Consider the following 1,128-nt stretch of genomic DNA (forward strand, 5'->3'; position numbering starts at 1 on the left):
CCAATCTGATGGCAGTCTTCTGCATTCTCAGCTGGCGCGTCCTCTGGCTCACCATGCTCAACCGCACAGCCCCGGACGCGTCACCGAAGATAGCGTTAACGGATACCGAGATCACATTGCTCGATGAACTCATCAGCGACGCCGGCAATCGACGATGTCGTCCGGGAACCCTCGCATTCTACCTGACCAAACTTGCACGATTGGGTGGCTATCTGGCCAGGGCCGGCGATCCGCCACCCGGAAATGTGGTCATCTGGCGTGGCCTCTCCAGACTCACCGATATCGAACTCGGCGCCGAAATCGGAGCGGCTGGAAATGTGGGTAATTGAAAGCTTCACCGGATGCTTACGGATTAGAGCGCATCGACGCCGATCATTCGGGCCGAAGTCTCGTAAGGTGAGTTCGGACGACATCGATGGTCTCGGATCAGGGCTAAGGCGTGAACATGGGGCGGGGGATGCTTAGTTTAAGATTGCGCCCGCTCCCGGCATCAATCCCCTGTCAAAAATTCTCTTAGTATCCCCTCGAACCAGATCGGATCCTCGATTTCCGGGAAATGTCCGATGCCCTCACGTTCGATCAGGCGTGCGTGGGGGGCGATGGCAAGCAGCGAGCGTTTGTCGCTCCTACGATGGGAGCGGTCGTTCATGCCCCAGATCATGAGTGTCGGTTGGTGAAATGGCGGGAATACGGGTGTAGCAGCCTCTGGCCCGAACCAGGCCTGAATCAACGATGCGAGACAGAAGTTGCCGCCATGGTCGAAGCACGTGCAGGCCTGGCGAAGGAATGATTCGTGGTGCCTCGGATCACCGACTGCGTTCGGATACCAGTTCGCGGCGGCACTCCCGCGGGTACGATAGATCAGCTCCTGACCGGCATAGGGCCTCGCAAGATCGCCATTGGGGTCGACGATCTTGCTTGTCCAGATTCGCTCTTTATCCCAATCGAGTGCCTGCATCAGGATCGCATGGCTGACCAGATCGGGGTGTTCTGCCGCGATCAACGCGCATGGATAGACATTCGTACAGGTGGGGCAGGGCACGTAAGGTCCGGCGCCAAGCTCCCGCATCAACCGGGTATAGGCGTCGGTGAATGCGCGAAGCGAAAAATCAAAGCCGGGCTTAGGTG

General features: G+C 58.3%; 1 protein-coding gene and 1 pseudogene. One reads left to right on the forward strand and one right to left on the reverse strand.

The window, feature by feature from the left end:
- Positions 1-329: pseudogene (locus AC629_RS44540) on the forward strand (IS4 family transposase); the annotation flags it as partial.
- A 161-nt stretch (positions 330-490) separates the two neighbouring features.
- Here AC629_RS44540 and AC629_RS47560 read toward each other — a convergent pair.
- Positions 491-1,128 (reverse strand): alpha/beta fold hydrolase (locus AC629_RS47560; RefSeq protein WP_168195774.1); only part of this gene is annotated, 638 nt, incomplete at its 5' end.

It is taken from the genome of Bradyrhizobium sp. NAS80.1 (assembly GCF_001908205.1).
GTDB lineage: Bacteria > Pseudomonadota > Alphaproteobacteria > Rhizobiales > Xanthobacteraceae > Bradyrhizobium.